Origin of the sequence: Collinsella sp. SGI.178 (assembly GCF_050313495.1) — a bacterium.
GTDB lineage: Bacteria > Actinomycetota > Coriobacteriia > Coriobacteriales > Coriobacteriaceae > Collinsella.
Genome location: NZ_JBNPLM010000040.1, coordinates 1 through 3328 on the forward strand (window position 1 = coordinate 1; position 3328 = coordinate 3328).

Here is a 3328-nt window from a genome sequence, read left to right on the forward strand (position 1 = left end):
ACAAATCGATTACTCCTGGCCACTTCATTGGCGACTAAATCATTGGTTACCCTGCAGCAGTACATAATTTTATTATGTAATGGCTTAGTGTTATTGAAGACTTACTTACTCACTGTAATCATGTTAGCACACCGACCAAGGGTTTCTATGAGTCCTTATTTGTTCCACCCTTTGGCAATAGTCGCTGTCGTCACGAGCAAGCCGCTTGCGACTTCCCACGCGGAGTTAAACAATAATTGCAAACTGAAGCTGCAAATCCGCCCGACAAGGCTCTTTTATAAAACCCATTGTTTAGACGACCAGCAATCTCATCAGGCTCTCACCTTGAATAGTTTCCCAGCCAATCTGCGTGACTGCCTCCGACAGCTGTCTATCATGCGTAACCAACAGTAACGCGCCAGAGAAACCGCTCAGCATCTCCTGCAGCGCCTCAATAGAACCCACATCAAGATGATTCGTCGGCTCGTCGAGTACGAGGAGGTTGGGATTCGTAACAAGCTGTTCAGCAAGCATGAGTTTGCGGAGTTCGCCAGGACTCAAATCGTCGCCAACGAGCAGTTTGTCAGGGTCGGAGTTCAACCGCGCCACGATGGAGAGGATGCGACCTTTCGTCTCCTGGTCCTGGTCTCGGAGATGCCTCAGTGCTCGCTCGCGTTCCTCTGGCCCGACGTCCTGGGGAACGTACGCAACTTTGACATTATCAGGAACAGATTCGATGACGCTTCGTACCACCAGGCTCTTTCCCGTTCCGTTCGCACCGGTCAACACCACGTGATCCGTTGGCGAGATCCAGAGCTCCGGCACATCTATCGAGAACTCGCCAGCAGACAGTCGCGATGCCTCCAAGTGCGCCACGCAACTTGAGCGCGCAGCGACGCCGAACTCGCCGATACGATGGTCGTATCTTTTCGAGACGGTTTTCTCAGAAAACTCTGCCTCGGCCTTTGCGAGCCGCCCGCTCATTTTGGACGAGAGCTTCCCTGCAACGCCGTCCTTGCCAGAGACTATGGCGCGTCCGATCTTCTCGCGAGCGTCGCTGTCTTTTTTGCTCAAGCCGCGCTTGCTTCGCTTGCCCTTCTGACGCGCCGCCTCTTCGCTCCTGCGCTGAGCTTCTGCCTTCAGGCGCTTCGCTTCACGAGAGGCTTGCTCGCGATCCCTCATCGCGGAGGCGCGTTCGCTCGCCGCCTGGTCGCTTGCCTTCGAGTACCCGCCGGGGCGCATGGTCCAACGCGCGCCCTCGCACATGAGGCTCTTGCCCACAAGGCCATCGAGCAGGTCTCTATCGTGCGAGATGAGGATGCCGATGCCGCTGAAGGAGGCCAGCGCCTCCTTCACGATGTCGCGCGTGGCGGCATCGAGGTCGTTGGTCGGCTCATCCATGATGAGGACATCCGGTTGTGCATAGAGGGCGCATGCGATCTGGATCCGCTTCTGCTGACCGCCCGAGAGCGTGTCGTAGCGCCAGAACCAGTCGTCTTCGATGCGGAGCAGTGCCCTTGCCCGTTGCGCCTCCTTGCCCCAATCCGATGCGAGATCGAAGAGCTTGTCTGGCTCTTGGGTCGAGTCTTGCTCGCAATACGACGCGAACAGATTCGGGCTCACCGTCCCGGAATCGGGTGTAATAACGCGGGCGGCGATACGGGCGAGCGTGCTCTTCCCGCATCCGTTGTCGCCGATGATGCCCGTCCATCCCGATGGGAACGTGGCGCTGACGTCTTCGATGGCTGGCGATGCCGTACCGGGGTAGGTATAGCTGATGTGAGTGAGATTCAGTTGCATGGCGAGCTCCTTTGAGAGGAGGTCGCGCAGGGGTCAGGCACGCAATGTATGGATTCGGAACGAGAAGGCACTGAAGCGATGCGGCACCCTGAAGCGCGACCGGATGTACAGAATGGTCGTATGGGGTACCCGAAACGGGCATCGCTAGTTCTTCATCTAACCTGACCTAACTCGAAGCGGCGCTTGCCAAAGGCCCCGCTGGATGATTGATATCTAGGATTATAGCATGAATCTGCCCCGTTTTCGTTGACAGGTCCTATGCCGCCTCTGGGCGGTTTTCCTTTGCCATCTTCTCCTCGAATTGCGTGGGGCTGAGCCACCCCAGCGCCGAGTGGATCCGGATCCTGTTGTAGAAGCACTCTATGTAGTCGAATATGTCCAGCGCCGCCTGCTCGCGGGTGTCGTAGGTGCGCGCGTGCACGCATTCCGATTTTATGACGCCCATCAGCGACTCCGTCACCGCGTTGTCCCACGGCGACGATATGGAGCCCATGGAGGGCCTGATGCCGTTGTCGCGCATGGTCTTGCCCAAAAGCAGGCTCACGTATTGGGCGCCGTGGTCGCTGTGGTGGATGCAGCCCTCGGGCGGGTTCCTCCTGGCTATGGCCATCTTGAGCGCGTCGTCGGCCAGCTCGGCGGTCATGCGCGGCCCCATGGACCAACCCACCACCATGCGCGACCACACGTCCATGACCGCGGCCAGGTAGAGCCATCCCTGGCTGGTGCGCACGTAGGTGATGTCCGCGAACCACGCCTGGTTGGGGCCGTCGGCGGCGAAGTTGCGTTTGACCAGGTCGTCGAACGATTCTCCCTTGGAGGCGCGCTTCTCGCCGGACGGGCGCCTGGCGCAGGCCCTGGTGACGCCCCTCCACCCGTACTCCCTCATTATGCGGGCGACGCGCTTGCGGGACGTCCTGACGCCGGACATCCTGAGCCTTGCGAAAACCTTGGGGGCGCCGTATATGCCGCGGCTGGCCTCGTACTCGTCGCCGATGAGCCTCGCCAGCTCCAGGTCCCGCAGGTCATGGTCGCTCGCGGGCCTCTTCGCCCACTGGTAGTAGCCCTGGCGGGTGACCCCCAGCGCCCTGCACATGTCCGACACGCCGTATTCCCCCAGGCGGGAGGCTATGAACGCGAATTTTGCCTCCTTCACAGCTGCTTGCTCGCGAAGAAGGCGCTGGCTTTTAAAAGTATCTCGTTCTCGGTCTTGAGGCGCTGGTTCTCCCGGCGCAGCTTGCGCAGCTCCTCCTGCATCTGGAAGGGGTTCTGGTCGGGTTCCGCGGCGGGGGCGCCGCCTGCCAGCTTGACCCACTTCGCCAGCGACCCGGGGTCGCATCCCAGCTCCCTGGCGATCTCGGCGTAGGTGGCCTCCGGCCCCGCCGCCAGGTACAGCTCCACTGCCCTCTGCTTGAATTCCGCGGTGTATCGCGGTGAAGGGTTGCCCATTCTTCCTCGCTTTCCTCCGTTGCCGAATATGTTGGCGAACGGAACTCAAAGTGTCAACGGAACTGGGGCAGATTCAGATTCAAGCTCGCGGTCGGCGCGATAG

Annotated in this window: 3 protein-coding genes; all 3 read right to left on the reverse strand. The window is 59.9% G+C overall.

Features of this window, described 5'->3' with window-relative positions; all coding sequences use genetic code 11:
* Positions 1–291 precede the first annotated feature (291 nt).
* On the reverse strand, positions 292–1779 hold the full coding sequence (locus ACQRAQ_RS08465; protein WP_427794539.1) for an ATP-binding cassette domain-containing protein: 1488 nt from the start codon (positions 1777–1779) through the stop codon (positions 292–294).
* A gap of 256 nt (positions 1780–2035) precedes the next feature.
* Positions 2036–2932 carry an IS3 family transposase gene (locus ACQRAQ_RS08470; protein WP_427794540.1) on the reverse strand — a complete coding sequence of 299 codons (897 nt, stop codon included), beginning with the start codon at positions 2930–2932 and terminating at the stop codon, positions 2036–2038.
* A complete protein-coding gene (locus ACQRAQ_RS08475) occupies positions 2929–3225 on the reverse strand; it encodes a transposase (protein WP_320602678.1) in 297 nt (98 codons plus the stop codon). Before ACQRAQ_RS08475 ends, ACQRAQ_RS08470 begins: the two co-directional genes overlap by 4 nt.
* Positions 3226–3328: the final 103 nt, after the last annotated feature.